22 protein-coding genes and 2 pseudogenes are annotated in these 26,970 nt (G+C 65.3%); 7 read left to right on the forward strand and 17 right to left on the reverse strand.

Features of this window, described 5'->3' with window-relative positions:
- Window positions 1-2: 2 nt before the first annotated feature.
- On the reverse strand, window positions 3-467 hold the full coding sequence (gene phnG, locus ACVWZ4_RS08970; protein WP_456736490.1) for a phosphonate C-P lyase system protein PhnG: 465 nt from the start codon (window positions 465-467) through the stop codon (window positions 3-5).
- 108 nt (window positions 468-575) lie between these two features.
- On the opposite strand from phnG, the gene phnF reads away from it, so the two are divergent.
- Window positions 576-1,304, forward strand: a complete 729-nt coding sequence (gene phnF, locus ACVWZ4_RS08975) for a phosphonate metabolism transcriptional regulator PhnF (protein ID WP_456740126.1) — start codon at window positions 576-578, stop codon at window positions 1,302-1,304.
- 7 nt (window positions 1,305-1,311) lie between these two features.
- Here phnF and phnE (ACVWZ4_RS08980) read toward each other — a convergent pair whose 3' ends face one another.
- From phnE (ACVWZ4_RS08980) to phnC, 4 genes are all read right to left on the reverse strand, one after another.
- Window positions 1,312-2,157: a phosphonate ABC transporter, permease protein PhnE gene (gene phnE, locus ACVWZ4_RS08980; protein WP_456740127.1), complete on the reverse strand. Its 846-nt coding sequence runs from the start codon at window positions 2,155-2,157 to the stop codon at window positions 1,312-1,314.
- Window positions 2,154-3,038, reverse strand: coding sequence for a phosphonate ABC transporter, permease protein PhnE (gene phnE / locus ACVWZ4_RS08985; RefSeq protein WP_456740128.1), 885 nt, complete (start codon window positions 3,036-3,038; stop codon window positions 2,154-2,156). The genes phnE (ACVWZ4_RS08980) and phnE (ACVWZ4_RS08985) overlap by 4 nt, the downstream gene beginning before the upstream one ends.
- A gap of 84 nt (window positions 3,039-3,122) precedes the next feature.
- Window positions 3,123-4,052 (reverse strand): phosphonate ABC transporter substrate-binding protein, encoded by a 930-nt coding sequence (gene phnD, locus ACVWZ4_RS08990; protein WP_456700973.1) that lies wholly within the window; start codon window positions 4,050-4,052, stop codon window positions 3,123-3,125.
- A 63-nt stretch (window positions 4,053-4,115) separates the two neighbouring features.
- Window positions 4,116-4,925 carry a phosphonate ABC transporter ATP-binding protein gene (phnC, locus tag ACVWZ4_RS08995; protein WP_456700972.1) on the reverse strand — a complete coding sequence of 270 codons (810 nt, stop codon included), beginning with the start codon at window positions 4,923-4,925 and terminating at the stop codon, window positions 4,116-4,118.
- 174 nt (window positions 4,926-5,099) lie between these two features.
- On the opposite strand from phnC, the gene ACVWZ4_RS09000 reads away from it, so the two are divergent.
- From ACVWZ4_RS09000 to ACVWZ4_RS09010, 3 genes are read left to right on the forward strand one after another with little or no spacing between them, the layout of a single operon-like run.
- A complete protein-coding gene (locus ACVWZ4_RS09000; protein ID WP_456740129.1) occupies window positions 5,100-5,756 on the forward strand; it encodes a transferase hexapeptide repeat family protein in 657 nt (218 codons plus the stop codon).
- The gene (locus ACVWZ4_RS09005; protein ID WP_456740130.1) at window positions 5,753-6,946 is read left to right on the forward strand and encodes an alpha-D-ribose 1-methylphosphonate 5-triphosphate diphosphatase; all 1,194 of its coding nucleotides are present in this window, start codon (window positions 5,753-5,755) and stop codon (window positions 6,944-6,946) included. The genes ACVWZ4_RS09000 and ACVWZ4_RS09005 overlap by 4 nt, the downstream gene beginning before the upstream one ends.
- 18 nt (window positions 6,947-6,964) lie before the next feature.
- Complete coding sequence (locus ACVWZ4_RS09010) at window positions 6,965-7,663, forward strand: DUF1045 domain-containing protein (RefSeq protein WP_456740131.1); 699 nt, start codon at window positions 6,965-6,967, stop codon at window positions 7,661-7,663.
- A gap of 65 nt (window positions 7,664-7,728) precedes the next feature.
- Here the strand turns inward: ACVWZ4_RS09010 and ACVWZ4_RS09015 are convergent, their stop codons facing one another.
- From ACVWZ4_RS09015 to ACVWZ4_RS09035, 5 genes are all read right to left on the reverse strand, one after another.
- Window positions 7,729-8,667: a dihydrodipicolinate synthase family protein gene (locus ACVWZ4_RS09015; protein ID WP_456740132.1), complete on the reverse strand. Its 939-nt coding sequence runs from the start codon at window positions 8,665-8,667 to the stop codon at window positions 7,729-7,731.
- Between the two features lie 113 nt (window positions 8,668-8,780).
- Window positions 8,781-10,862, reverse strand: a complete 2,082-nt coding sequence (locus ACVWZ4_RS09020) for a methyl-accepting chemotaxis protein (protein ID WP_456740133.1) — start codon at window positions 10,860-10,862, stop codon at window positions 8,781-8,783.
- Between the two features lie 120 nt (window positions 10,863-10,982).
- A complete protein-coding gene (locus ACVWZ4_RS09025) occupies window positions 10,983-11,753 on the reverse strand; it encodes an enoyl-CoA hydratase (RefSeq protein ID WP_456700966.1) in 771 nt (256 codons plus the stop codon).
- 12 nt (window positions 11,754-11,765) lie between these two features.
- Window positions 11,766-12,239 (reverse strand): MarR family winged helix-turn-helix transcriptional regulator, encoded by a 474-nt coding sequence (locus tag ACVWZ4_RS09030; protein WP_456740134.1) that lies wholly within the window; start codon window positions 12,237-12,239, stop codon window positions 11,766-11,768.
- Between the two features lie 45 nt (window positions 12,240-12,284).
- Entirely contained in the window at window positions 12,285-12,944 is a 660-nt protein-coding gene (locus ACVWZ4_RS09035) for a TetR/AcrR family transcriptional regulator (RefSeq protein WP_456740135.1), read from the reverse strand.
- 91 nt (window positions 12,945-13,035) lie between these two features.
- Here ACVWZ4_RS09035 and ACVWZ4_RS09040 point away from each other — a divergent pair, with 91 nt between their 5' ends.
- Both ACVWZ4_RS09040 and ACVWZ4_RS09045 read left to right on the forward strand, forming a co-directional pair.
- On the forward strand, window positions 13,036-14,283 hold the full coding sequence (locus tag ACVWZ4_RS09040) for an HlyD family secretion protein (protein WP_456700963.1): 1,248 nt from the start codon (window positions 13,036-13,038) through the stop codon (window positions 14,281-14,283).
- A complete protein-coding gene (locus tag ACVWZ4_RS09045) occupies window positions 14,231-15,847 on the forward strand; it encodes an MDR family MFS transporter (RefSeq protein ID WP_456700962.1) in 1,617 nt (538 codons plus the stop codon). Before ACVWZ4_RS09040 ends, ACVWZ4_RS09045 begins: the two co-directional genes overlap by 53 nt.
- A gap of 114 nt (window positions 15,848-15,961) precedes the next feature.
- Here ACVWZ4_RS09045 and ACVWZ4_RS09050 read toward each other — a convergent pair.
- From ACVWZ4_RS09050 to ACVWZ4_RS09070, 5 genes and pseudogenes are all read right to left on the reverse strand, one after another.
- Window positions 15,962-17,417: pseudogene (locus tag ACVWZ4_RS09050) on the reverse strand (GntP family permease).
- A 3-nt stretch (window positions 17,418-17,420) separates the two neighbouring features.
- Entirely contained in the window at window positions 17,421-18,440 is a 1,020-nt protein-coding gene (locus ACVWZ4_RS09055; RefSeq protein WP_456740137.1) for a patatin-like phospholipase family protein, read from the reverse strand.
- Between the two features lie 109 nt (window positions 18,441-18,549).
- On the reverse strand, window positions 18,550-19,794 hold the full coding sequence (gene serA, locus ACVWZ4_RS09060) for a phosphoglycerate dehydrogenase (RefSeq protein ID WP_456700959.1): 1,245 nt from the start codon (window positions 19,792-19,794) through the stop codon (window positions 18,550-18,552).
- 200 nt (window positions 19,795-19,994) lie between these two features.
- Entirely contained in the window at window positions 19,995-21,227 is a 1,233-nt protein-coding gene (locus ACVWZ4_RS09065; protein ID WP_456740138.1) for a rhodanese-like domain-containing protein, read from the reverse strand.
- 83 nt (window positions 21,228-21,310) lie between these two features.
- Window positions 21,311-22,210, reverse strand: a complete 900-nt coding sequence (locus ACVWZ4_RS09070; protein ID WP_456740139.1) for an alpha/beta fold hydrolase — start codon at window positions 22,208-22,210, stop codon at window positions 21,311-21,313.
- Window positions 22,211-22,368: 158 nt separating this feature from the next.
- Between ACVWZ4_RS09070 and ACVWZ4_RS09075 the strand changes: the two genes are divergently transcribed.
- The gene (locus ACVWZ4_RS09075) at window positions 22,369-23,232 is read left to right on the forward strand and encodes a LysR family transcriptional regulator (RefSeq protein WP_456740140.1); all 864 of its coding nucleotides are present in this window, start codon (window positions 22,369-22,371) and stop codon (window positions 23,230-23,232) included.
- On the opposite strand, the pseudogene ACVWZ4_RS09080 reads toward ACVWZ4_RS09075, so the two are convergent.
- A pseudogene (locus ACVWZ4_RS09080) lies at window positions 23,224-24,372 on the reverse strand (PepSY-associated TM helix domain-containing protein); the annotation flags it as partial. The gene ACVWZ4_RS09075 and the pseudogene ACVWZ4_RS09080 overlap by 9 nt on opposite strands.
- A 37-nt stretch (window positions 24,373-24,409) precedes the next feature.
- Window positions 24,410-26,728, reverse strand: a complete 2,319-nt coding sequence (locus ACVWZ4_RS09085; protein ID WP_456790079.1) for a TonB-dependent siderophore receptor — start codon at window positions 26,726-26,728, stop codon at window positions 24,410-24,412.
- Window positions 26,729-26,970: the final 242 nt, after the last annotated feature.

The raw sequence follows: 26,970 nt of genomic DNA on the forward strand, positions 1-26,970 counted from the left end.
CCTCACCCTTCACCGCGCACCATGGTGTAGAAATCAACCTTCGTCGCAGCGGTCTCTTCCGCCGCGCGCCTGCGTCTCGTCATAAGCTGCTCGCGCAGCGGCGCGATAACGTCGCGCTCGACAGCCGCGCCAAAATCGCGCGACTGCACCAGCGCGTCGCACAGCGCGATCAGCCGCGCCTTCTCGCCATCGCGCCCGAGCGTGTAGCCGAAGCCGACCTCGCCGCTCGCAAGCCGCACGGCGGCGCGCGACACCGTCGCCTCGCCGAGATTGAACGGCGCGCCATCGCCACCGATCCGGCCGCGCAACATCACCAGGCCGTTCTCCGGCGCGCGTAACTCCTGATGGCCGGGCAAGGAGATCATGCGCAGGCGGGCGGCGATCTCGCCCGCCTCCGCATGCGCCAGCACAGCCATGGCGGCCTGGCGCTGGGCTTGCTGGGTGTTGTGCTGGGTCACCGAATCCACCGACTCTTGTCGAACTCAAGTTGTCTATGATACTAGACAACTTGATACGGAAACGCCATGACCGTTTCGTGACAAACGTGTGATTTTCGGGCTAGGCTGATCGCCGACATGAGCATGCAGGACACCGCCTCTTCAGGCGTCGCGCTGTGGCGCCTCGTTGCCGACGGCATCGAGCGCGGCATCGCCGACGGCCGTTTTGCCACAGGCGACAAGCTGCCGGGCGAGATGGAGATCGCCGAAACCTATCGCGTCAACCGCCACACCGTGCGGCGCGCGCTGGCGGCGCTCGCCGACCGCGGCATCGTGCGCGCCGAGCGCGGCAGCGGAACCTATGTCGAGGCGCAGAAGCTCGCTTATCCCCTGCGCTCGCGCACGCGCTTCTCGGAGATCGTCGGCGCCGACGGCCGCGAGCCGCATGGAAGGATGATCGAGGCGTCGGAGGACGTCGCAACGCGGGAGTTCGCGCGGGAGCTCGGATTGAAGACAGGCGCGCCGCTGGTCAGGATCGAAGCCATCCGCCTCGCCGATCGCAGGCCGATCTGCGTCTCCACCACCTGGCTGTCGGCAGAGTGGTTTCCCGACGCCGGCACGGTGTTTGCCGCCACGCGCTCGATGACGAAGATGCTCGAGCATTACGGTATCAGCGACTACCGCCGCGGCGCCACGAGGATCACGGCCGGCATCGTGGACGCGACCGACGCCGCGCGGCTCGATCTGCCGTTGGGGCGGCCGATCCTGGTGGTCGATGCGACGGATCTCGATCTCGGCGGCAAGCCGCTGCTGACCAAGCACTCGCGGTTTGCAGCCGAGCGGGTGGAGTTTCTGGTGGAGCCGTAGGGAAGGCTCAGGCTACGGCCCGCCGCCCAATGATCGCAAAGCGCAGCTTGCCCGAGATGAAATCGATCGCGGCGACTGCGACCAGGATCATCAGGATCAGGAAGGATACCTTCTGCCATTCCAGCACGCGGATCTGCTCGGCGAGCTGGAGGCCGATGCCGCCGGCGCCGACGATGCCGATGATGGTTGCCGAGCGCGTGTTGGACTCGATGAAGTAGAGCACCTGGCCGGCGATGACAGGCAGCACCTGCGGCATCAAACCGAAGCGGATCTCGTGCAGCACGCCGCCGCCGGAGGCACGGATGCCCTCGACCTGCTTCTGGTCGGCGCCTTCGATCGCCTCCGAAAACAGCTTCCCGAAGGCGCCGAAATCCGACACCGCGATCGCGAGCACGCCGGCGAACGGGCCGAGCCCGACGACGTTGATCCAGACCAGCGCCCAGATCAGGGTGTCGACGCCGCGGATCGAATCGAGGAACCGCCGCACCGGGAAGCGGACCATTTCAGGCACGATATTACGCGCCGCAATCAGGCTGACCGGCAGCGCCATCAGTGCGGCCAGCGTGGTGCCGAGCAGCGCGATCGACAGCGTCTCGCCCAGCGCTTTCAGATAAAGCGGCAGCGACGAGCCGGGATCGGGCGGCATCATCATCATGCCGATCCAGCCGAGCTGGCTCAGCCCCGAGATGAAACGCGAGGGCGAGAAATCGAGATCGACCAGGCCGAACACGAAGATCGCTAGCGCAGCGAGCAGCATCATCGGCGTCGCCAGGCGCGACGACGCCGGGCGGTCGAAGACGTCGGGATAGCGCGCGCGGAACTCCGCAGTGTTCACTTCAGGCGGCTTGCTCAATTTCGCGCCTCCCTGCCAAACAGGCGGCCGCGCACCCAGCCGGTGGTGATGTCGATCAGGAAGACCGTGACGATGATGGTGACGAGGATGGCGCTGACATCGGAGTAGTAGAACTTACGGATCGCGACGATCAGCTCCTGCCCGATGCCGCCGGCGCCAACAAAGCCCATGACAGAAGCTTCACGAACGTTGATCTCGAAGCGCAGCAGCGCGTAGCTGGCATAGCCCGCCGAGACCTGCGGCAGGATCGCAAATCGCATGCAGGAGATCCAGCTCGCGCCGGTGGAGCGGATACCTTCGGCAGGCTTCATGTCCGCATTCTCGACGATCTCCGAGAACAGTTTTCCGAGCGCGCCGGTCGAGTGGATCGCGATCGCCAGCACACCCGCGACCGGACCGAGGCCGAAGGCCATGACGAAGATCAACGCAAACACGATGCCGGGCACCGTGCGCGCGAATTCAAGCAAGCGCCGCACCGTGAAGCGCAGCCAGGCCGCGGGCGAGGTGTTCTCAGCGGACAAGAAATTCAGCGCGAAGGCGAAAACGCTGCCGATCAGCGTGCCGACATAGCTGATCAGCAGCGTCTCGCCGAGCAGTCTCAGCCATTTGTGCCAGCCCCAGAACCACTCGCCAGGATTGGTCCAGACCCGCTCGCCGCTATCGAGGGTCAGGATGCGGTCGAAATAGCTGACGAAGTTGCCGAAATAGCTGAAGAACGTCCGCAAATTCACCTCGGCGCCGATCGAGGCCACAATCAGCGCGACGACGAAGACGGCGAGGCCCGCCAGCAGCCGCAAGCGCTTGCGTGCGACCGCCTTGCGATAGGCGGCGTTGAGGGCGGCGAGCTGCTGCTCGGGAAGGATCGAAACCGCAATCGTCATCGAAGGCACAGATCCAGCACAGACAGATCCATCAAGAACAGAGCCAGGTCCCTCGACCCGGCTCCAGTACATGTCCCGACGAGGTCAGGACGCCTTCTTGCGCAGATTGTCGACGAACTTGATCAGCTCGATGGTCTTGTTGTAATCGTCGGTGGCGACCGGCTCCCAGGGCTTGTTCTTGCCGTCGGAGAGCTTCTTGAACGCCTCGGGGTCCTTCGTCGCCGCATCGAGGAAGGCCTTCTTGATCGCGGCCTTCATGTCGTCAGGCAGATCGCTGAGATAGGCATAGGGCGAGTTGATGATGAGGTCGGACTTCACGATGATGCGGAAATCCTCCTTCTTCATCGGCGTGCCGTCGGCCGACTTCACCATGCCCTTGTTGAGCATGCGGGTCAGGTTGGAATCGTCGTCGGCGTTCCACCAGTTGGCGGCGACATCGACGGTTCCTTGCGCGAGCGCGAGAACGGCGTTCTCGTGGCTGCCGGTGAAGACGACCTTGGAGAAATAGGCATCGGGATCGATCCCCATCGCGTTCAGCTTGAAGCGGGGCATGTTGTTGCCGGACGTGGAGTTCGGATCGACCAGCCCGAGGTTCTTGCCCTTGAGATCCTCGATCTTCCGGTACGGCGATTTCGCCAACACGTAGAACACCGAGTAGTAGCCCTTCGAGCCGTCGGAATTGACGTCGATGACGAAGGCGTCGGTCTTCACGCCGGTGAGGCGGGCACGCGCAAAGGAAGCCGGACCGTAATAGCCGATCTGGATGTTGCCGGCGCGCTGGCCCTCGATCAGAGCCGCGTAGTCGTTGGCGACACGCAGTGTGACCTTGATGCCAAGCTCCTTGGACAGATAGCTGATGAAGGGGGCATAGCGCTCGGTCACGCCCGAGCCGTTCTCGGCCGGAATCGCGGCGAAGGTGATCTCCGGATATTTCGTCCTCCAGTCTTCGGCGGAGGCGGATCCGGCAAAGGTCAGCGCGGCTGCGCCGGCGAGAATGAGTCTGCGAGTGATCATGATGTCCTCTTCATGTGATAGGATCGGTTGACGCAAGACTGGCAATAATGGATGCGGCGCGGCTCAGGCAGCCGCGGCCCTTCCGAGCGCCGGGACGCCCTCGGGCGCCGGCGCAGGCGCGCCGCCCATGATTTCGGCGGCTTCGAGATCATAGAGCTCACGCGCGACGAGGTCGGTCAGTGCGGACGGGGCGCCATCGAACACCACCCGCCCCTGCGCCATACCGATCAGACGGTCGCAATAGCTGCGCGCCAGATCGAGCGAATGCAAATTGCAGATCACGGTGATGCCGAAGTGCTTGTTGATGCGCAGCAGCGCGTCCATGACGATCTTGGTGTTGCGCGGATCGAGCGAGGCGATCGGCTCGTCGGCGAGGATGATGTCCGGCTGCTGCACCAGCGCCCGCGCGATGGCGACGCGCTGCTGCTGGCCGCCGGAGAGCTGGTCGGCGCGCTGGGCGGCGAGCGCGGCGATGTCGAACTGTTCGAGCGCCGACATCGCCAGCGCCTTGTCTTGCTCGGGCCAGACCTGCGATAGCGAGCGCCAGGCCGGCATGGTTGCCAAACGACCCATCAGCACATTGGTCAGCACGTCGAGCCGGCCGACCAGGTTGAACTGCTGGAAGATCATGGCCGAGCGCGCCCGCCACTGCCGCAGCTCCTTGCCACGCAGCGCGGTGACGTCGAGGCCGTCGAACAGGATGCGGCCCTGCGTCGGCGTCACCAGACGGTTGATGGTCCGCAGCAAGGTGGACTTGCCGGCGCCGGAGCGCCCGATCACACCGACGAAGCCGCCGGGCGAGATTTGAAACGAAGCGTCGTCCACCGCGGCTTTTGCGCCGAACCGGCACGTCAGACCTTCAACCACCAGCATGCAGCGCTCCAGAGTAGCTGGAGCCCACCGCTAGCGCCGGCGGTTGACACTCGTGTGACATGAGCACGACGGTGCGGCGATCCAACACAGCTCATCCCCTGTCATTGTATCGTCATGATGATGTCATCGGGCCGCTCGAAGACGAGCGCCCGCCCTCGAAATTTCGGATACAACATGACCAAGGTGCTTTCGGTCGAGCCGACCATCGATCCTTCGGCGAAACTGCACGAGGTCAGGCTCGGCGCCTACACCGAGGTCGGCGCGCGAACGATCCTGCACGAGGTGGCGATGGGCGATTACTCCTACGTCGTCAACGACGCGCAGATCACCTGCACCACGATCGGAAAGTTCTGCTCGATCGCGGCGATGACGCGGATCAATCCCGGCAATCATCCGATGCACCGCGCCACGCAGGCGCATTTCAGCTACCGCTCCAGCGCCTACTTTCCCGGCGAGAGCGACGACAGCGAGTTTTTCGAGTGGCGACGCCAGCATCATGTCCATATCGGCCACGACGTCTGGATCGGCCATGGCGCGATCGTGCTGCCGGGCCGCAACATCGGCACAGGCGCGGTCATCGCAGCCGGCGCCATCGTCACAAAGGACGTGCCGGCCTATGCCATCGTCGCCGGCAATCCCGCGCGCATCGTCCGCCGCCGGTTCTCGGAAGAGATTGCCGGGCGGCTTGCCAAGCTGGCATGGTGGGACTGGGATCACGACAAATTGCGTGAAGCGCTGCCCGATTTCCGCAAGCTCGCGATTGAAGATTTCCTCGGAGCATACGAAGCAGGGGCAAGTTTCCCTTCCAGCAAACGAAGCGCGGTCGCGTGACAGACATTTTCATCGAGGGTGGCCGGACGCTGATCGGCTCCGAGCTCGCCGAAACTTCCCTCGCAGTTTCAGGAACCGACATCGCGCAGATCGATGCATCCCGCGGCCGGGCACGGCTGGCGATCGATGCGCGCGATCTTCTGGTGCTGCCTGGAATCGTCGATCTGCACGGCGACGCCTTCGAGCGGCAGATGATGCCGCGCGCCGGCGTCGAGTTCCCGATCGACGTCGCGCTTGACGACACCGACCGCCAGGTCATCGGTAACGGCATCACCACGGTATTCCACGCCACCACCTGGTCGCGGGAGCCGGGCCTGCGCAGCGGCGACAATGCAAGGCGCCTGCTCGAGGCGATCGAGCGGCAGCGTCCGCGCTTCGCCGCCGATACCCGTTTTCATCTGCGCCACGAGACCTACAATCTCGATGCCGAAGATGAGATCAGCCAGTGGCTCGGAGAGGGCCGCGTCGACCTGTTCGCCTTCAACGACCACATGGACGGGGTCGTTGCCGACATCTCCAATTCACGCAAGCGCAACCGCATGGTGGAACGCACCGGCCTGTCGAGCGAAGACTTCGACAAGCTCGTCACGCATATCGTCTCGCGCGCCGCCGATGTTCCGGCGTCGATCAACCGGCTCGCAGCAGTGGCCCGCGCGGCCGACGTGCGGATGCTCTCGCACGACGATGCGACGCCGGCGATGCGCAAGTCATTTCGCGACATGGGCGTGAAGCTCGCCGAGTTTCCGATCAATGAGGAGACGGCGCGCGAGGCCGCGGCTGCCGGCGACGCCATCGTCTACGGCGCGCCGAATGTCGTGCGCGGCGGCAGCCACACCGGCTGGACCAAGGCGTCCGACATGATCGCGAAGGGCCTCTGCTCGGTGCTGGCCTCCGACTACTACTATCCGGCGCCGCTGCTCGCGGCCTTCCGCGTGGCCGCCGAGGGCGTGCTGCCGCTGACCGAAGCCTGGAAGCTGATCTCGTCGGCACCGGCAGAAGCCACCGGGCTGACCGATCGCGGCACGCTCGCGACAGGCCTTCGTGCCGACATCCTGCTCGTCGACGACAGTGCGCCGTTGCGGCCGCGGCTGGTCGCGGTGATCTCAGCCGGCAAGCTCGTGCATCTCGCCGATGCGACCCGGCTGATCGGCACAGCAGCGGCGCCGCGCGAGACTGTCGTTGCGGCCTAAATTGGCTATGCTCCTGAAATGACAGGTTTCCCCCGCTACGCGATCTATTTTGCCGCCGGCGCAGACAGCGCGCTGTCGCGCTTTGGCGCCGAGCTGCTCGGCTATGATGCCTATACGGGCGAGGAGCCACCCTTTGCCGGCGACGCCTTACGCGTTGCACCTGACTGGCGCGACATCACCGCCGATCCCCGCAGATACGGCTTTCACGGCACGCTCAAGGCGCCGATGGCGCTGGCGGCGGGCAGGACCGAAGCGGAGCTCTCGGCGGCGTGTGCCGCATTTGCCGGCAAGGCCCGGCCGATTCCGGTGATCCGTCCTGTGGTCGGTGCCATCAGTGGCTTCATTGCTGTGATCCCGGCTGAGCCGGTCGATGCGCTTGAAAAGCTTGCCGCCGATTGCGCCCGCGATTTCGATTGCTTCCGTCCACCACTGACGGCGGAAGACCGCGCGCGGCGCAGGCCCGACAGGCTCAGCGAGCGGCAGCGCGACTATCTCGATCGCTGGGGCTATCCCTACGTGATGGAGGAGTTCCGCTTCCACATGACCGTGACGGGGCGGCTGGATGCGGATCGGCGCGGGCCGATCCTGGAGATGTTGCGGGCGCGGTTTGCGGGGCTCGGTCTCGACACGCTCGAGATCGATCGCATCACGCTGTTCAAGCAGGATGACGCGAAGACGAGGTTTCGCGTCATTGGCGAGTGGACGCTGGCGAGTTAGCGCGGCTTGCGCGGCATTCTCAATGTCGTCCCGGCAAAGGCCGGGACGACGGCGGAGACTTTGGATTACTTTCCCCAGCGCAGCGCCAACGCGTCGCGCTCCTTGGCGAGCTCGAGCAGTCCTGCCCGCGTCGCGGGATGCAGCGGCTGCAGCGGATGGCGGACCGCGTCGGACTTGATCACGCCTCCGGCCTGCATCATCGCCTTGCAGGCGATCAGACCGCATTGACGGTTCTCGTAATTGATCAGCGGCAGCCAGCGTTCATAGGCGGTCTTGGCCTTCTCCCGATCGCCCGCGAAATAGGGATCGATGATCTGGCGGATACCGTCGGGATAGCCGCCGCCGGTCATCGCGCCGGTCGCGCCGGCATCGAGATCGGCCATCAGCGTGATCGCCTCCTCGCCGTCCCAGGGACCCTCTATATCCTTGCCGCCGGCCTCGATCAGGCTGCGGAGCTTTGACGCCGCGCCCGGCACCTCGATCTTGAAATAGCGGATATTGGAGAATTCGTGCGCCAACCGTGCCAGCAGCTCGACCGACAGCGGCGTGCCCGCGACCGGCGCGTCCTGGATCATGATCGGGATGTTGATCGCGCCCGAGAGCACCTTGAAGAATTCGACGATGCCCTTTTCAGGCACCCGGAACGTGGCGCCGTGATAGGGCGGCATGACCATGACCATGGCCGCACCGGCGGCCTCGGCCTGCCGGCCCCGCGCCGCGCACACGGCCGAGCTGAAATGGGTGGTGGTGACGATCACCGGCACGCGGCCGGCGACCTGCTCCAGCACCGCATGCATCACGCTCTCGCGTTCGGCATCGGTCAGCACGAATTGCTCGGAGAAATTGGCGAGGATGCAGATGCCGTTCGAACCGGCATCGATCATGAAATCGATGCAGCGACGCTGGCCCTCGAGATCGAGCTCGCCGCGCTCGTCGAAGATGGTGGGGGCGACCGGAAACACGCCGCGATAGGGGCGCTGGGCCTTGTGGGGGGTGACCGGCATCGAAATTATCTCCCTGTAGTCCCGTCGTTAGAGCTTGGTACCGCTACCATTTACAGGTCGCAGGCAGGCGCGGCAATGCCGATCCGCGTTCCGTCGAGCCGGGAATGGAAGCCTTAGGCGGACTTTACGGCGCCGAGGAAGCCCTCGACCGCGACACGGAGGCGGTCGGCGTCGGCCGACATCTTGGTCACGGATTGGAACAGCACCGTGCCGGCATTGCCGGTCTCCTGGTTGAGCTGGGCCACGCTGCCGATGGTATCGGTGACCTCGCGGGTGCCCTGGGCGGCATGCTGGAAGTTGCGCGAGATCTCGGTGGTGGCCGCGCGCTGCTGTTCGACGGCGGCGGCAATGGCGGTCATCTTTTCGTCGATGCCGCTGATGGCGCCGCCGATCGAACGGATGGCGGCGACCGCCTGACCGGTCGCGCCCTGGATCTCCTCCACCTGGCGCGAGATCTCTTCCGTCGCGGTCGCGGTCTGCGAGGCGAGGCTCTTGACCTCGCCGGCAACCACCGCAAAGCCGCGGCCGGCCTCGCCGGCACGGGCCGCCTCGATCGTGGCGTTCAAGGCGAGCAGATTGGTCTGGCCGGCGATGGCGTGGATCATCTTCACGACTTCGCTGATGCGGCCTGCGGTCTGGTCGAGGATTTCGACGGTGGCATTGGTCTGCTCGACCTGGAACACCGCTTCGCGCGCATCACGTGCGCTGGACTGCACTTGCGCGGAGATCTCGCCGACAGAGGCCGAAAGCTCCTCGGTCGCGGCCGCGATGCTTTCGAGATTGTTGGTGGCCTGCTCGGCGGCGGACGAGACCGCGGAAGTCTGGCTGCTCGATTCCGACACCAACGTGCGCACGTCGGTCGCGGTCGCATCGAGCTCCTTGGCCGATGTCGCGACGCTTTGAATCACCGCCTGCACGGTTTCGTCAAAGCTACGGCACGCCTCGTCGACGGTGCCCGAGCGGGCGAGCTGCATCGCCTGCTGCGATTCGCGTTCCCGGCCAAGACGTTCCGCGGTGGCCGCGCTTTCGCGCAGGCTTTCCAGCGCGGCGGCCATGGTGCCGAACTCGTCGGGATAGCGGGGTTGCGGAACCGACGTTGCGTAGTCGCGCGCGCTGATCCGGGCGATCGCGTCGAGAATGGCGCGCACCGGACGCATCAGGCGATTTCGCACGACATAGACACCGGCGAGCGTCACGGCGAGCGCCAGCAGGAACGCGAGCGACTGCACGATCAGATTGGTCAGCGCCTTGGCCTGGACGGTCTCGGCGCGCGCGATCGACTGGTCGAGCGCCTTGGTCGCGATCCCGACAATGAGCGGGAACGGCGACTGGCACAGCACATTCCAGTCCGCCGCCGCCATCGCCGGCTTGCCGCTGCCGTCGAAATTCTTGGTGAGATCGCCGATCTGCCTGAGCACGCCGTCCGTCTTGCCTCGCGCCTCCGTGGCGGCGCCGATCAACTCCGCGGCCACGTCGGGCGAGGCCAACAGCTCGTCCATGCCGGACCAGGCGGAAGCGATGGTGCCGTCCCATTGCGCCAGCGCGCGCTTCTGGGCGTCGTCGAGCGGCTTGCTGCTGTTGACGTTCGAGCGCAATGCCGAACAATGGATTCCATAGCGGTCGCGCACCTGCCAGGCGAGACGTCGGACCTGGATCATGCGGGCAATGAAGGGATCGTCCATCCAGGCGCGGTTCGACACCGCGGTGGAGGCGAGATTCGCGGTGTCGATGACCTTGGAGACGGCGTCGTACCAGGAGTCGGTGCGCTCGATCTTGCGTTCGGCACGGGGACGCCTGGCTTCGTCGTAGAACAGCTGGAATTGCGGCGCGGCCTCGCCCCAGCGCTGCTTCAGCGTGCTCGCAAGCTCGTCGCGCCGGACGAAGTTGACACTGGCCATCGCGGCGCTGACGCCATCATAGCCACCCTGCTCCGCCTTCTCGGCCTCGGCAAGCTTGGGACGCGCGTCGTCTTCGCCGAGCAGCGCGCTCTGGGCGTCGCCGCGATTGCTGCGCAGCGCCAGCACGCCATGAAAGATCGCCTTGTCCGCGGCGGCCAGCCTCGCGGTCTCGAGGCTGTCGCTGTAGCGGCCGAAGGCCCCGACCATCTGGATCGCCGTAGAGGCGAGCGCGCCGGCCGCCAGCAGAGCCATCAACACCAGGAGGAGCGAGCTTACCGATTTCTTAAACATGGACATGGGTCGCAAGGGGCCTACTTCACGAGAAGCCACCTTGCACCGCGACATGCGAACGTTCCGTTAAGGCTGAATCAAACGCGGGGAATTCCCGGTTTGCCAGACCCTAACACCGCCTCGACGTCACGAAACCTTGGTGAAGTCAGGCGGCCGACGCTCGGCAAAGGCCGTGAACGCCTCGCGTGCCTCGGCGGTGCGCAGGCGCCGTGCGAACTGCTCGCCCTCCGCCAGCATCTGAGCGACCAGGGCCTCGCCGTTTCGCATGAGTTTCTTGGTCGCAGTGAGCGCACCGGCCGGCTGGCGGGCGAGACGCTGCGCCAACGCAAGCGCCTCGGCGTCGAGCTTGTCCAGCGGCACCACGCGGCTGGCCAGGCCCCATTCCAGCGCCGCCTTGGCCGGCACGGTCTCGCCGAGCGCGAACATCTCGTAGGCGCGGGAATAGCCTATGCGCGCCGGCATCAGCAGGCTCGATGCGGCCTCTGGAACCAGCGCGAGACTGACGAAGGGCGTCGACAACAGTGTATTGTCGGCGAGCACGACGAGATCACAATGCAAGAGCATCGTGGTGCCGATGCCGACGGCGCGGCCCTGCACGGCCGCGACCAGCGGACGGGTGCAACGCGCCAGCGACTGGATGAAGCGGCCGACGTTGCGGCTGCCTTCGGACTTGCCGGTGGCGACGGCTGCAAACTCGCCGACGTCGTTGCCGGCAGTGAACATGTCACCCTCGCCGCGGATCAGCAGCACGCGCGCGGACGGATCGGACTCGGCGGATTCGACGGTGTCGGCAAGCTTGCCGTACATCGCATCCGTCAGCGCGTTCTTCTTGTCGGGGCGCGCCAGCGTGATCGTGAGAACTCCGCCGTTGTTTTCGACGCGCACATGCTCGGTCATCGGTTTCTCCTCTTAGTCCTCTGGATCCCTTGTGGTGTCTCTTGAAATCTCTCTTGGAAACTTGTCTTGAATGCTCCTCAGCCAGCGCGCGACAATTTCGATCTCCGCACCGGTAAATCCCTCCGTCAGCGCGGCGTTGATTGCAGCCGTGTCGGTCTTTGCCTGCGCCAGCACATCGCGGCCCCTTGGCGTCAACCACACCCGCCAGGCACGGCCGTCCTCGCGATCGGCCCTCCGCTCGACCAGTTTTGCCGCAGCACTGCGATCCACCAGGCCGGAGATGCCGGCCGGGCCCATATCCAGTGCCGCCCCGGCTTCGCCCATGAGGACGCCATCCTGCTTGCCGAGGATGAACAGCAACCCGGCCTGTGCCGGCGTCACTTCGCTCGAGGGCTGTGCCGCCATCCAACGCTGCAGGCGCCGTTGCGCGACGTTCAGCAGATAGATCAGCCGATGATGTCTCGCTGCGGTTGTTTTATTTCGCATGCGAAATACATAGCCGAAGCGAATGGGATTGTCAAAACGGAGCCGCTAGGCCGGTTTGGCGCGGCAGCCGTCCAGGAAAAGCGCCGCGCAGGTCTCCACGCGTCGTTCGATCTGCTTGCGTGACGGCAAAGCTGCACCGCCATAGATCGCGGCACGCTGCGGCGCCGACGCGACCATGCCGATCAGCATGCCGGCCGCTTCTTCGGCGTCTCCGATGGCGATGCGCTTGCGCTTGACCTGGAGGCGCAGCCAACCGGCGAGTGTCCTGACGGTGCGGGCGATGCCGTTGGTGTAGAAATTCGCGGCGAGCTCGGGAAATGTAGCGGATTGCTGCAGCACCATGCGCTGCAACGCCACGACCTCGGGGTCGAGCGCGAGATCGGCGCAGGCCATCAGAGCGGCGCGCAAGCCCATTTCGATATCGACGTCATCGCCGGCCTGGAGATCGACGGCAGAGAGCAGGCGCTCGAGCCTGTCTGCGCACATGGCCTCGAACAGCGCGGCCTTGCCTGGAAAAAGGCGATAGAGCGTCTTGGTCGAGATGCCGGCGCGGCGGGCGAGCTCTTCGGTGCTGGTCGCGGCATAGCCTTCGACCGCGAAGGTATGCCGCGCCACTTCGAGGACGATTCGCGTCGTCTCCTCGTCGCTGCGCACCGGGGGCCGCCCGCGCGGGCGGCATGCGTTGTCCTGTCTTGCCTCAGCCATGTCTTTACATGATGCCTGTCATTCCATTGACAATTCCAAAGCTAGCCTCATTTTGGAAATCGTCAAGTTTCCTAAATCAGGGGAGCCGGCCATGACCGTCCACACCACCCCATCTGCCGCCGTCCAGACCGCCCTGCCCGCTTCCGCGCTGGAGGGTGTCCTGCCCGGCACACCAGCCGTCGCCACCAGGAAAAAACTCAGTCTTCGCAAGCTATTGCTGATGGGAGCCGCGGTCATCGCAGTCGCCGGTGCGAGCTGGTACGGCTATGATTACTGGACTGTCGGCCAGTACCTCGTCTCGACCGATGACGCCTATGTGAAGGCTGACAACACCACCGTCGCTCCGAAGGTCGGCGGCTATCTCGATCGCGTTCTGGTCGCCGATAACGAGCAAGTGAAGGCCGGTCAGGTGCTGGCCCGGATCGACGACCGCGACTTCAGGGTCGCGCTCGACCAGGCCAAGGCCGATGTGCTGGCGGCGAATGCCACCATATCGAGCAAGGAAGCGCAGATCGAGGTTCAGCAGGCGGTGATCAAGGCCGCGCGAGCCACGCTCGACGTCGATCAGGCCAACCTCACCTTCGCCGCGCAGGACAACAAGCGCTACACCGATCTCGCCGCGACCGGCTCCGGCAGCGTGCAGAACGCGCAGCAGGCGCAATCACGCATTGCCTCCGCGCAGGCGACGCTCGAACGCGACACCGCCAATCTCGCTTCGGCCCTCAAGCAGGTCGACCTGCTCAAGGCCGAGATCGTCCAGGCCAAGGCGGCGGCGGCGCGTGCGGAAGCGGTGCAGCACCAGGCCGAGCTGAACCTCGGCTACACCAGCGTCGTCTCCCCGATCGACGGCGTGGTCGGAAACCGTTCGTTGCGCGTCGGCCAGTTCGTACAGGCAGGCACGCAACTGATGTCGATCGTGCCGGCCGAGGGTGCCTACGTCGTCGCCAATTTCAAGGAAACTCAGCTCACCCACGTGAAATCGGGCCAGGCCGTCGCTATCGAGGTCGACATGTTTCCGGGCCAGATCGTGCACGGCCATGTCGACTCCATCGCGCCCGCCAGCGGCCAGGAATTCGCGCTGCTGCCGCCCGACAACGCGACCGGCAATTTCACCAAGGTGGTGCAACGCATCCCGGTCAAGATCGCGCTCGATGATGAGCACGGGCGCGCCATCGCGCTCCGTCCCGGCATGTCCGTCATCCCGACCATTGCAACTCGTTCGAATACGCAGGCTGCGAAGGCGGCCGATGCGTCAAAGGCAACACTCGTTTCCGGAGGGTCGTGCCATGTCAGACAGCCTCTCACTTTCGACGCAAGCAACCCCGGTCGCGACGCCTAATCACGTCGCCGTCGCTTCCAACCGCGCGAGCGTCGCGGTCTGGGTCGCCGTGCTTGCCGCCATGATCGGATCGTTCATGGCGATCCTGAACATCCAGATCACCAACGCCTCGCTGGCCAACATCGAGGGCGGCATCGGCACCGGCGCCGACAACGGCTCCTGGATCTCCACGTCGTACCTGATCGGCGAGATCATCGTGATCCCGCTGACCGACTATCTCAGCCGCGTGCTCACGTTCCGCCGCTACATGCTGGCGAGCGCGAGCCTGTTCGCGGCCTTCTCGGTCGCCTGTGCCTTCACCCACGACCTGCCGTCGATGATCGCGATGCGCGGCCTGCAAGGCTTTGCCGGCGGCGTGCTGATCCCCATGGCGTTCACGCTGGTGTTGACCAGGCTGCCGAAACCGCAGCAGCCGGTTGGGCTCGCGATCTTCGCGCTATCTGTCACTTTTGCCCCCGCGATCGGCCCGACGATCGGCGGCTATCTCACGGAGACCTACGGCTGGCGCACGATCTTTTTCGTCAACGTGATCCCGACCGCGGTGATGGTGACCGCGCTCTATCTGACGCTCGAGCGGCAGAAGATGCAGCTCGGACTTTTGAAAGAAGGCGACTGGGCCGGCATCGTCACCATGGCGATCGGGCTGTCAGCGCTGCAGGCCGTGCTCGAGGAAGGCAACAAGGACGACTGGTTCTCCTCGCCCTTCATCGTCAAGCTCGCGGTGATCGCGGCCATCAGCCTGACGCTGTTCGTCACCATCGAGCTCACCATCGAAAAGCCGCTGATCCGGCTACGCCTGCTGACGCAACGCAATTTCGGCTTCGGGACGATCGCGATGACGATGGTCGGTTTCGCGCTGTTCGGCTCCGTCTACATCCTGCCGGCCTATCTCGGCCAGGCGCAGGGCTACAATGCGGAGCAGATCGGGAACGTGCTGGCCTGGACCGGCCTGCCGCAGCTGGTGCTGATCCCGCTGATCCCGAAACTGATGCAGCGTTTCGACACACGCCTCATCGCAATCACCGGGCTGCTCATCTTCGCCTATAGCTGCTTCATGAACACGGGCATGTCGGCCGACTATGCCGGCGATCAGCTCTGGATCCCCAACATCGTGCGCGCCGTGGGCCAGGCCATGGTGCTGACGCCGCTGACCTCGGTGCTGACGGGCGGAATCGCACCGCAGGACGCGGCCGCGGCCTCGGGCATCAGCAACATGTTCCGCAATCTCGGCGGCGCCATCGGCACGGCGACACTTGCCACCATCATCACCAAGCGCGAGCAGTTTCACTCCAACATCATCGGCCAGTCCGTCACGCTCGGCCGCGAGGAAGTCCGCGGCCGCGTCGCGCAGATGACGGACTATTTCCTGGCCCATGGCGTGCCCGACCCCAACGCCGCGCGCGAGCAGGCGATCATCGCGCTCGGCAAGACGGTGAAGCGCCAGGCGCTGGTGATGGGCTATTCCGACGCGTTCGCCGTGATCGGCACAGTGCTGGTGCTCGCCGCGATCGCGGTGCTGCTGACGCGGCGGGTGAAGGCGGCGGGCGCGGGCGGCGCGCACTAGGACCTCGCGGATGGATCGCGGCTTGAGGCGGCCGTCGCGATCGAGGGCCGCTTCCTCGTCCGGTGGCGGACAAGCGACGGCGGCGGGGTAAACCACCCTGCCCCGTCAATCGCTTCAGAACGATCCAAGCGCGCTGCCCAGCGCGATGACAGTCACCAGCGCCACGAGCGACGTCACGATGCCCACCATGACGATGTCAACATAGCTGTCGCGATGCGTCAGGCCGCAGATCGCGAGCAGGCTGACCACCGCACCGTTATGCGGCAGAATATCCAGCGTTCCCGAGCCGATCACCGCGACGCGATGCATCAGAGCAAGATCGATGCCGGTGCGTGCGGCGAGATCCAGATAGGTCTCTCCGAGTGCATCAAGCGCAATGGTCAGGCCGCCCGATGCCGAGCCGGTCAGCGCCGCCAGGATGTTGGTTGCGACCGCGAGCGACACCAGCGGCCCGCCTTCGATCGCGAGCACCCAGTCACGCACCGTTGTGAAGGCCGGCAGCGCGGCCACGACCGCACCAAATCCGACCAGGCTCGCCACACTGAACGCAGGCAGCACCGATGCATTGGCCCCGGCATCCATGGTCTGCCGCAACGCCGGCAGGGCGCGCCCGGTTCAGCACGATCGTCGCAACGATGGCGGCGGTCAGGGCGACCACGACCGACCACACGCCTGCGACCGCGGCAAGCGAGGTCCCGCCAAAGCGTTGCTCGGCGAGATAGGAGACATCGAGGCGCGGCAGCACGCCGAGCGACATCGCCAGATTGACGGCGACGACGACGATCAGTGGCAGGATGGCGCTCACGACGGGCGCAGGCTCGCTGCTGCGACGGCCGTGCTTGAGCTCCGCCGGATCGAACTCGCGTGCCGCGGTGGCGCGCTCGCGGACGAACTCGTCGGATGCGGCGCGCTCGGTCAGATCCTCGCCTTCGTCGCCATAGCCCTCGCCGGCGCGCAGCGCCTTGGCTTCCGCGCGATGCAGCCACCACAATCCCGTTCCGAGCATGATGAGAGAGGCGATGATGCCGAGGCCCGGCGCGGCAAACGGTGTCGTGCCGAAGAACGGCATCGGGATCGCATTCTGGATCGAGGGTGTGCCCGGAAGGGCCGACATGGTGAAGGTCGAGGTGCCCAGAACGATCGTGGCCGGAATCAGCCGGCGCGGAATGCCGGCAGCACGAAACAGCGAACGTGCCATCGGCACGATGACGAAGAACGCGACGAACAGGCTGACGCCGCCGTAGGTGACCAGCGCGCCCGCCAGCACCACGGCCAGGATCACGCGCCGCTCGCCGAGATTTTTCGCCATGAAGGCGGCGATCGACCTGACCGCGCCGCTGTCATCCATCAGCTTGCCGAAAACGGCGCCGAGCAGAAAGATCGGAAAGAACTGTGCCAAAAACCCCGCCGCATTCACCATGAAAACCTGCGTCAGGTTCGCCAGCAGCGGCTCACCACCGAACAGTGCCGCAACCAGCGCCGCGAAGGGCGCGAGCAGGAGAACGCTCCAGCCGCGAAACGCAAACAGCACGAGCAGACCGAGTCCGACGAGAAGGCCGAGAAGCCCCATGCCTCAGCACTCCGCCAGGAGGACATCGAGATCGGCCGTCGAACGCCGGCCGATGTCGGCGCCATGCTCGACGAGAAAGGCCTCCGCGGCCATGCGCCCCTCCGCGCGGAGCATCGAGACGAACTCCCATTCCGCGTTGAGCTTCGACGATGCGCCGAATTTCGCAAGCATGTCGCTCTTGATCCGGTGTGTCCGCATCTTGGCCCACCGCGCGCCCTCGCCGCTACCGGGATCGGCGGCCTGCCGCAACAGCGCGATCATGCGCAGCTCCTTCATCAGCGGTGAATTGAAGGAAATCTCGTTGAGACGGTTGAGGATCTCCGCGGCCGTCCGCGGCGGCTCCAGCCGCTCGGTCGGATTGATCTGAACGAGGATCGTGTCGTGGGCGTCGCTTTCGCGGACCAGCGGTGTGATGGTCGGGTTGCCGGCAAAGCCGCCATCCCAATACGGTTCACCGTCGATCTCGATGGCGCGGAACATGGTCGGCAGGCAGGCCGATGCCAGCAGCACATCGGCGGTGATCTCGGCGTTGCGGAAGACGCGGCCGCGACCAGTGCGCACCCGCGTCGCGGTGATGAAGAGCAGAATCGGCGAGTGCGCAAGCCGCCCGAAATCGATGCTCTCGGCCAACACGGCGCGCAGCGGGTTGTAGCCCATCGGGTTGAGATCGTAGGGCGACAGCACCCGCGACATCAGGTCGGTGAGGACGTAGAACGGCGACGTATCGAGTGTCCAGCGTCCCATCAACCGGTCGAGTGGCGAGCGCTGCAGCGGACTGAAGGCCGCAGCCCTCGAGACGCGGCGCCAATATTGCGCAAGCGCGTCACGCGCGCCTTCGGCACCGCCCGCCGTCCACCCATCCGCCAGCACCGCAGCATTCATCGCCCCGGCGGAGGTTCCGGAGATCGCTGCTATCGTAAGCCACTTCTCTTCGAGAAGACGATCAAGCACGCCCCAGGAGAAGGCGCCGTGCGAGCCACCGCCCTGAAGCGCAAGATCGATCAGTACGGAATCCCGTTCCATGGCGGGCCCTCACGCAACTGAAGCTCAAATTCCGCGCGATTTCTAACACGCGAGAACGACAGCAGTGTAGCGAGCACCGGCCAGGAGACGCAACCGGAACGTGACGCCTCTAGTGCTCGAATACCAGGCGTGCGCCGATCGTGCCTTCGAGGCTGCGGATCTGCGCCAGCAGCGCGCCCGAGTCCTGGCCGCCGAGATCGGCGTCGAGCACAACGTAACCGAGATCCCCGGCCGTCTCCAGATATTGCGCGGCGATATTGATGTCGCGCTGGAGGAAGACCTCGTTCAACCGGCGCAGCATCCCCGGCACGTTGCGATGGACGTGGCTGAAGCGTACGCCGGAGGGGCGCAGATGCAGCTGCACCTCAGGGAAGTTCACGGCGCCCATGGTCGATCCCGTGATGAAATAATCGACCAGCTTGCGCGCCACCTCGCCGCCGATGCGCTCCTGCGCCTCTTCGGTGGAACCACCGACATGGGGCGTGAGGATGACGTTGTTGATGCCCTGCATCGGGCTCTTGAAGCGCTCCGAGTTGGACGACGGCTCGACCGGAAACACGTCTATGGCGGCACCGGCGATATGACCATCACGCAACGCGCCGGCAAGCGCATCGAGATCCACGACCGTGCCGCGGCTGTTGTTGATCAGGAACGACCCTGATTTCATCGCCCGCAGCTCCTTCTCGCCGATCATACCCGCGGTCTCCGGCGTCTCCGGCACGTGCAGGCTGACCACGTCGCTCTGCGCCAGCAGCTCTTCCAGCTTCTCGACGGGCTCGGTATTGCCGTGGCGGAGCTTGTCGGTGCGATCATAATAGATCACCCGCATGCCCATGGCTTCGGCCAGCGTCGAGAGCTGCGAGCCGATATTGCCGTAGCCGATGATGCCGAGCGTACGGCCGCGCACCTCGCGGCTGCCTGCGGCGGACTTGTCCCAGCCGCCCTCGTGGGCCGACACCGAGCGCGGAAAGATCTGCCGCAGGAGCATCACGATCTCACCAATGACGAGCTCTGCGACGCTGCGCGTGTTGGAGAACGGCGCATTGAACACGGGAATGCCGCGCTTTCGCGCGGCCAGCAGATCGACCTGGTTGGTACCGACGCTGAAGCAGCCGACCGCGAGCAGCCCGTCAGCGCCCGCCAGCACATCGTCGGTGATCTGGGTGCGCGAGCGGATGCCGAGCAGCGAGACGCCCTTGAGCGCGTGGCGCAGCGCCTCGCCATCCAGCGCCTTGGTCAGGCGCTCGACATTGGTGAAACCCGCGCTCTTGAACAGGTCCACGGCGCTGTCGTTGACACCTTCAAGCAGCAGCGCCTTCGCGCTCCGCTCAGGGCTTTGGCCTGGGGCTGGCATGGAATCTCCTGAAATGGCGGCTTTGCCGCAGCTCATAGACCGCCGACGCCGTACAGCACAATAGGGTTCGGATACGGGGAGAAGATGGCGGCGCCGCTTGGTATCCCACTGGCTCCGTCATCGTTCGAGGGCCGCTGAAAAAGCGGCCACCTCCCAGCGACAACGGCTTCGCCGTTGCGCGGGGGTGACGGAATTCAGAGTCAGATCACATAGAACCCGTGCGTGCCGTCGCGGCGGAGCTGGTCGACGAGGCCATATTCCCACTCGAGGTAGGCCTGCATGGCGCGCTCGGCGATATCGGTTCCCTCATAGGGACGACGGTAGCGATGTGCCGGATCGGGCTTCGGCAGGATCAGCGGCGGGCCGACCTCGAGCGTGCCGCCATAGCCGCCTTCGAGCACGTAGACCTCCCAGCCCATCTGCGCGAGCCAGGATGCGGTCATGTCGGCGCGCACGCCCTTGTCGTCGGTCAGGATAATGCGCGCGCCGCGCACCGGCGCGGCCATGTCGGTCTCCTGGACAAGCTGGCCGCCGGGATAGTGGCGGAAGCCCGGCAGATGACCGGCGGCATATTCCTCCGCATCGCGCACGTCGAAACGATAGAGAGTGCGATCGGTATCCACCAGCAGCGCCGACATCTCGCTCGCGCCGATATGACGGACTCCGGCGCGATAGGCGACGTCGCGGGCGTTGGCGGGACCACCCTCGAACGAGCCGATGGCACCGCGCCTGTTGGCACCATGGGCGAGCGGATGCCGCGCCAGCGTCCAGCCGATCGTGCCGTTGCGCAGCGCCCGCACCTTGTTGGGCACGCCGGCATTGATCAGCGACTGGGCGCCGATGATCGACCGGGTACGGCCGGCGCAATTGACGATGATGGTGGTGTCGGGGTCGGGCGCGGCCTGGCCGGCACGCAGCACCAGTTCCGCGCCCGGCACGCTGACCGAGCCGGGAATGTTCATGGTGGCGTATTCGTCGAAGCGGCGGACGTCGAGGATGGCGATGTTGGCCTTGTCTGCGATCAGCTTTGCCACTTCGTCGGCGCTGAACGACGGCGTGTGGCGACGCGCCTCCACCAGTTCGCCAAAGGCTTTGGAGTAGGAATTGACGTCCTCGAACACCTCATAGCCCGCCGCGCGCCAGGCTTTCAGCCCGCCATCGAGCGCACAGACATTGCTGTAGCCGAGCGCCGCAAGGCGTTCGGCGCCCTCTGCACCCAGTCCCTCGCCGTCATCAAAGAGCACAACCGGCACATCCTTGCGCGGCAGCCGCACCGCCGCCTCGACCGGGATCCGGTCCACGGCCATGTTGGCCGCGAACAGCGGATGCCCGGTTGCGAAGGCCGCCTCGTGCCTGAGATCGAGCAGCGCGATCTCCTCGCGGAGCAGCAGCGCGCGGCGGATATCGGCGGGAGTGACGGTCGAAAGCTTCATGGCGTGAACCCTGACGAGGACAGGCCATGGGCTTTTGAACGATTGCGAGAGGCTTGGCTAGCCACTCCGTCGCATGGAGGCCGTTAGCCTGCCAGCCGCTTCTCGATGATGCCGGCGACCCGCACCGGGGTTTCCAGCATTGAATAATGGCCGGCGTCGTCGATGACCTCGAACGTCACGCGGGGATAGGCGAGCGCAAAGGCATTCCGCAGCGGCTCGCCGCGATAGAACGGGATGTCCAGCGCGCCGGTCACGACATGCAGGGGCGCCGCCAGCCCATGCGTATCGCCGGTGATGGCCGATGACGTGAACATCGTCAGATAGCCGCGCTTGGCCTCGACGGTCGAGGCCTCGCGCGCGATGGTAAGCTTGCGGCGCAACCAGCCGGCGCCGTAGCGGCTGGACGTGCGGGCCGTGATGGCACGCCCGGCCGCCTCGTCCTCGTCGATGACGGCGTTGAGCGCCTTCATCGCGGCCTCGTCGGCGCGAAAGCCGGTGGGCGGCACCGGCGAGAACAATGTCACGCTTTGAAGCCGGCTTCCGGCCTGAAGCGCGACCTTCTGCGCGACCAAGCCGGACATCGAATGTCCGACCAGATGAAAGCGGGTGATCGCAAGCTCGTCAGCGGTACGCAGCACGTCAGCGACGGCCTCATCCAGCGTGTAGCCGCCACTGATGCCGCGGGACCAGCCGTAACCTCTGAGATCCATGAACACGAGGGTGAATCGTACGGGGTCGAGATAGGGCAGCACCGGCTCCCAGTTGACGTGATCGCCGAGCCATTCGTGCAGCACCACACACACCGCGGGGCCGTTGCCGAAGCGGCAATGGCCGAGCCGGCTGGCAGTCGCCAGTTGCGGAGCCGGCCAGACCGATGGCGATGCACGCGCAGCACTGACCGAGCCTTGCGCCAAGGCCGGCGTGGTGGCCATGGCGGCAGCGGCCGTCAGGCCCAGGCTTCTCAGAACGTCGCGACGTTGCATGTGTTTCCTCCGCGCCTTCGATTGCGGCCGGCGCTGCCTGACTGATAGCGCGCAGGCCCCGCGCGCGAGAAATTGATTTCTGCAATGGGTTGATTGATAAATCTCATTCTGACTGCCCCCTCGCTGGAGCCTGTCCGGCGCATCGTCCGGAGTCCTCCATGCCGACGACCCTTGATATCGACACCCTGCGGGCGCTGCTTGCCATCGTCGAGCTGAAGAGCTTCTCGCGTGCGGCGGATCAACTGGGACGATCGCAATCCGCGATCAGCCTCCAGATCGCCCGGCTCGAAGCCCTGGTCGGCCATCCCCTGTTGCAACGGGCCCGTGGCCGGGTACTCGGGCCGACGGTGAAAGGCACGGAGCTGATCGCGCATGCGCGAGAGATCATCTTGCTCAACGAGCGCGCGGTCGCGGCGATGCGCCGGCCGGCATCGGGTGAGCGGATCAGGCTCGGCATGCCCGCAGATTTTCTCGAGCGCGACTTCACGTCGGCTGTCGACGAAATCCGCTCACGCTTCCCCAAGGCGAGGCTATCAGTGCACACCGACCTGTCGGCCCGGCTCGCCGAGGACGTCGGGCGCGATTGCCTCGATCTCGCCCTCTACAAGCGTCTGCCCTCGAACGCCGCCGACGCCGCGATCGCGTTCGAACCGATGGCCTGGTTCGGCACGGCCGCACGGTCAGACCGGTCCCGCGATGCTGTTCCGTTGGTCTCCTTCGCGGACGGTTGCGCCTATCGCGGCGAAGCCTTGCGCAGCCTGCACCTGGTCGGGCGCGAATGGACCATCGCCTGTGAGGCGCGCAGCCTCTCTGCGCTGGTCGGCGCCGTCAAGGCCGGCCTCGGCTTTGCCGCCCTGCCCGTCAGGCTCGGCGAGCGCAAGTCGCTGCGGCACGCTAGCGATCTGGTGGACCTGCCGCAGCTCAGCGCGGTCGAGCTTGCCCTTGGTGTCGCTCAAAGCTGCAACCTGCCGTTCGCCCGTGCGATCGGCGGCATTATCGCCGAGCGTTGCGCGCTGGCGTGACGGTCGCAGCTTGCGGCGCGACAGGTACAACAATACGCCCGTGATCGCGAACAGCGGCATCAGCGCGGCTGCGATCATGAAGATGAGCCTGCCGGGCCAGCCCAGAACAGCGCCGCGGTGGATATCGAGGACACCAGCAATGGCCCTCTCACCCAGCGTCTTGTCGGCATAGCGCTCCGCGGAGATGACCTCGCCGCTCACAGCATCGATGCGAAACTCATCGCGCATGGACTCGAGTGTGGAGTCCTTTCCCCACGCCCGGATCCGGATCACTGTGCCCGGCCCGGCAGGAAGGGCCAGCTGCGCTTTGGCGAAGCCGTTGGCCTCCTCGCGCCGAAGGGCCGACCACGCTCGGTCGAAGCCGATCGGCTGCGCCGGCTCGGCGCGGCCGGGCGGACGTGGCTGCTTCGGCTGCGTCTTTGCCGCGGCCACATGTGGGCGCGACAGCAGCCAGAGGACGCCGTCCTTGTACGAGTCGAACGAGTACCAAAGCCCGGTCAGGGTCATCGCCAGATAGATGGGCAGGACCCAGGTGCCGATGACGGCGTGCAGCGAGCGATGCAGCCCCCGGCCTCTGAGCCCAAGATCCGGCTTCAGCCACATCTTCAGGCTGCTGGCCCGACGCGGCCAGCGCAGCACAAAACCCGAGATCAGCATCACGATCAGGCCCAGCGCGGCCACGCCAGTGATCCGGCGGCCCCAGCCCTTGGCATCGCCCGGTATCAGCAGCCAGCGATGCAGCCGGCGCACCGTCGCAAAGAAATCCTCGCCACGCGGCACGCCAAGCACGTGTCCGTCATAGGAGTCGACATAGAACGAGGATGGCCGCGAACCCTGCTCGTCGCGGACGAAGCGGATGTGCACAGCGGTCGACGGATCGCTCGACAACGTGATGGCGGCGACCTTGCCGGCATCCGGCACTGCCTTGAGGCGCGCCACCAGCTCGTCCGGCGTCAGCGCCGGCGTCCTCCGTATCGCGACCTGCATGATGTCGGCGTTCAGATGCTCGACGATCTCGTCCTCAAAGCTCATGATCGCGCCGGTCAGCGCGATCAGGGAGAGCAACAGGGCGAGCAGGAGACCGGCTATGGAATGAAGCTGGAGCAGCGCGGCCTTGATTGCGGGCCAGACCTTATGCATCGGCGCAGGCCCTCGCGTGGTGGTGTCGCATGACTGTCTAGAACTTCACCGTTGCGGACAGCGAGATACGCCGCCCTTCACCCATCGCGACATTCAATGCGCTGGCGGTGGTGGAGGTGTAGTAGACCTTGTCGAACAGGTTCTTGACGTTGAACTGATAGGCCACTGGCACTTTGTCGACCTTGGTGTCGTAGGTCGCGAAGATGTCCGCGACGGTGTAGGCCGGCAGGAAGAACGTGTTGGCCGTGTCGCCGGGCCGGTCGCTGACATAGTGCGCGCCGCCGCCGAGCCGCAGGCGACCAGGCAACCGGTCGCCGAAATCGTAGACGAGATACAGCGACGCCGTATTCATCGCCGCGTTCAGCAGCTTTGCGTTACCAACGAGAGGATCGTTGATCAGGCGCGCGTCGGTATAGCCGTAGCTACCGATCATGCTCCATTCCTCGGTCAGCCGGCCGCTGACGTCCAGTTCGACACCGCGCGATTGCGCAGCGCCGGAGGCGCGCGCCGCCGACTTGCCGCCGCCGATGTCGTTCAGCACCAACACGTTCTTTTTCTGGATATCGTAGACCGCAAAGCTGCCCGAGAGCCGTTTATTGACGTCGAACTTCAGTCCGGTCTCCCATTGCGTTGCCTCTTCGGGCGCGATGGTTGAATCGACGACGAAGCCGTTGGTGAACGCCGCGATCGTCGACGTTGGCTTCAGCGACTGCGTATAGCTCACATAATAAGAAAGCTCCTCGCTCAGCTTGACGATCACGCCGCCGAGCGGCAGCACCTTGTCGCCCGAGAGGTTGGTGTTGGTGACGAACAGAGGCCGGCCTTTTCCGGCGAGCTGCTCATATTGCATCCAGCGCACGCCGCCGACTGCGGACAGCCAGTTGGTCAGATGGAACGTGTCCTGGGCGAAGAAGCCGCGGGTGCCGAGCTTGTCGGTCTGTTCGCTGTCAACAGGCGAAATAGTGCTGCCCGGTGTGACCAACCCATAAACCGGATTGTAGACATTGAAGCTCGCCGTCGCCTGGCGAATCAGGTCGCGGCGATCGATGGTGCGATACATCGCCTCGCCGCCGAACAGGACCTCGTTGCGGAAGCCACCGACCCACACGTCGCCCTGCACGTAGGCGGTGCCGTAGCTGGCGTTGCTCAGCGAGTTCCGGGTACCGTCATTGCTGCGGGTCTCGACGCCGCTGGCAGTATTGACGCCGGTGATGCGGAGCTGGTTCGCGCTGTAGGTCTCGGTGTTGTAGCTGTAGGCCGCCGAGACCTTCCAGCTATCGTCGAGCTTCTGCTCGATCGAGCCCTGCACGAGGTCCGACGTGCCCCACATGTTGTTGAAGGGCTCGTCGAGCCGCCGTGTCTTCGGGATTGCCAATGGCGCGCCGTTGACGAAGGCGGTGCCGCGGTCGAAGGGATAGATGAACTCGCGATGCTCATAGGTGAGCTGGACCGTTGTGGTCTCGCCGTACCAGGCGACCGACGGGTTCACCAGCATTTCCCGATGGCGGCCGACATTGCGCCAATAATCCTCGCTGACGCCGTAGCCGATGAAGCGATAGGCAAGCCCGCCGTCGCCGATCGGACCGGTGACATCAACGGTACCGTCGGCACCGTTGCGGTTGTTGGCGTAGGTCGAGCCAAGCAGCGTGACCGAGCCGTGCTGGTAGAGCTCCGGACGCTTGCTGATGGTGTTGACGACGCCGCCGGGATCCATGATGCCATAGAGCAGCGATGCCGGCCCCTTCAGCACCTCGACGCTGTCGACAGCCGCGTTCAGGCTCCGACCCTGCACCAGCGGCATGCCGTTGCGCATGATCGAGCCATCCCTATTGTCACCGAAGCCGCGACGGATCACCGCATCCTGGGTGCCTGCGAGTGTATTGGTCTGGGTGATGCCGCTGATGTTGACCAGCGCATCGTCGATATTGCGCGGCAGTTGGTCCTTCAGCACCTGTGCGGGCACGACGTTGACGGATTGCGAGGTGTCGAGCGGCGATGCGCCCGAGCGCAACGTGGACGCGCTCGGCAGCGCGCGATAGCCGAGCCTTGCGGCTTGTTGCGCGGCGGCCTCAGCCGCCGCCCGCTCGGATGGGATTGCGGCTGCGGGCAGCACGGCAACTGAGCTCCGGCGTACAGCCTGGGTGCGGCGTTGAGATTGCCCTGAAGCGCGCGCCGGCTTCGGCCGCTGCGCCGGCGCATCCACAGTCACCGGCGGCAGGGCCGTTTGCGCCTGTGCGATGCCGGTGTTGAAGGGACATTCGGCGAGCAGCAGGACGAGAAGGCCAGCGCGGCCCTTGCCGGCGCGATTTCGACGAGCACCGACCTGATGGTCATCCGCAGAGGCATGCACTTTCAATTCACTTCCAGATCACAGCGTTGAAGCCGGCGCATCTACCAGCCGCTGCGAATGAAGAGAACATGGCGGCGACTTGAATCGCTCTAGTGTCGAATCGTTCTAAGAACCTTGATCGCTCGATCGCTGCGACCCGAACTATGGTGGGCCCTGAGCGGGAACCAAGCATTGCAATTGAATGCAGTCGAGATGAGCACGGTTGCCGGATAGATCGGACGCTCATCGTGCGCCATCGGCGCGACGCC

It is taken from the genome of Bradyrhizobium sp. USDA 4472 (assembly GCF_054058595.1).

Bases quoted from the DNA above. Each gene is read 5' to 3' on its own strand.
- phnF (WP_456740126.1), top strand. From the start codon at position 576: ATGAGCATGCAGGACACCGCCTCTTCAGGCGTCGCGCTGTGGCGCCTC.
- phnE (WP_456740128.1), bottom strand. From the start codon at position 3,038: ATGACGATTGCGGTTTCGATCCTTCCCGAGCAGCAGCTCGCCGCCCTC.
- phnD (WP_456700973.1), bottom strand. From the start codon at position 4,052: ATGATCACTCGCAGACTCATTCTCGCCGGCGCAGCCGCGCTGACCTTT.
- phnC (WP_456700972.1), bottom strand. From the start codon at position 4,925: ATGCTGGTGGTTGAAGGTCTGACGTGCCGGTTCGGCGCAAAAGCCGCG.
- ACVWZ4_RS09000 (WP_456740129.1), top strand. From the start codon at position 5,100: ATGACCAAGGTGCTTTCGGTCGAGCCGACCATCGATCCTTCGGCGAAA.
- ACVWZ4_RS09010 (WP_456740131.1), top strand. From the start codon at position 6,965: ATGACAGGTTTCCCCCGCTACGCGATCTATTTTGCCGCCGGCGCAGAC.
- ACVWZ4_RS09015 (WP_456740132.1), bottom strand. From the start codon at position 8,667: ATGCCGGTCACCCCCCACAAGGCCCAGCGCCCCTATCGCGGCGTGTTT.
- ACVWZ4_RS09020 (WP_456740133.1), bottom strand. From the start codon at position 10,862: ATGTCCATGTTTAAGAAATCGGTAAGCTCGCTCCTCCTGGTGTTGATG.
- ACVWZ4_RS09025 (WP_456700966.1), bottom strand. From the start codon at position 11,753: ATGACCGAGCATGTGCGCGTCGAAAACAACGGCGGAGTTCTCACGATC.
- ACVWZ4_RS09030 (WP_456740134.1), bottom strand. From the start codon at position 12,239: ATGCGAAATAAAACAACCGCAGCGAGACATCATCGGCTGATCTATCTG.
- ACVWZ4_RS09035 (WP_456740135.1), bottom strand. From the start codon at position 12,944: ATGGCTGAGGCAAGACAGGACAACGCATGCCGCCCGCGCGGGCGGCCC.
- ACVWZ4_RS09040 (WP_456700963.1), top strand. From the start codon at position 13,036: ATGACCGTCCACACCACCCCATCTGCCGCCGTCCAGACCGCCCTGCCC.
- ACVWZ4_RS09045 (WP_456700962.1), top strand. From the start codon at position 14,231: ATGTCAGACAGCCTCTCACTTTCGACGCAAGCAACCCCGGTCGCGACG.
- ACVWZ4_RS09055 (WP_456740137.1), bottom strand. From the start codon at position 18,440: ATGGAACGGGATTCCGTACTGATCGATCTTGCGCTTCAGGGCGGTGGC.
- serA (WP_456700959.1), bottom strand. From the start codon at position 19,794: ATGCCAGCCCCAGGCCAAAGCCCTGAGCGGAGCGCGAAGGCGCTGCTG.
- ACVWZ4_RS09065 (WP_456740138.1), bottom strand. From the start codon at position 21,227: ATGAAGCTTTCGACCGTCACTCCCGCCGATATCCGCCGCGCGCTGCTG.
- ACVWZ4_RS09070 (WP_456740139.1), bottom strand. From the start codon at position 22,210: ATGCAACGTCGCGACGTTCTGAGAAGCCTGGGCCTGACGGCCGCTGCC.
- ACVWZ4_RS09075 (WP_456740140.1), top strand. From the start codon at position 22,369: ATGCCGACGACCCTTGATATCGACACCCTGCGGGCGCTGCTTGCCATC.